The following is a 359-nucleotide window of genomic DNA, read 5'->3' on the forward strand; positions in this document are numbered from 1 at the left end:
ACGGTCACCACGGTAGGATTCATGACTGGGGTGAAGTCGTAACAAGGTAGCCGTATCGGAAGGTGCGGCTGGATCACCTCCTTTCCAGAGCTTCTCGCAAAGTTGAGCGCTCACGCTTATCGGCTGTTGATTAAGACAGACTAGCTGTCTGCGGTTAAACCGGTTATAATGCCGGCCGCTTTCAATAATCTTCAATGACAAATATTCGAATGAAGTTTTGTTCGAGTCTTTTTCATTGGCGATTGAGCCAGTCAGAGTGATATGAGTAACACCATATCGGCTGTCGTTCTTTAACAATCTGGAAGAAGTAAGTAATTTGGATAGCGGAAGCGTCTTGAGATGGACGTGGAAACTATCCG

Annotated in this window: 1 rRNA gene; it reads left to right on the forward strand. The window is 46.2% G+C overall.

Features of this window, described 5'->3' with window-relative positions:
- Nucleotides 1-84, forward strand: a 16S ribosomal RNA gene (locus F3J14_RS35335); the annotation flags it as partial.
- Nucleotides 85-359 lie beyond the last annotated feature (275 nt).

Origin of the sequence: Burkholderia sp. Tr-862 (assembly GCF_011753085.1) — a bacterium.
Taxonomy (GTDB): Bacteria; Pseudomonadota; Gammaproteobacteria; order Burkholderiales; family Burkholderiaceae; genus Burkholderia; species Burkholderia ambifaria.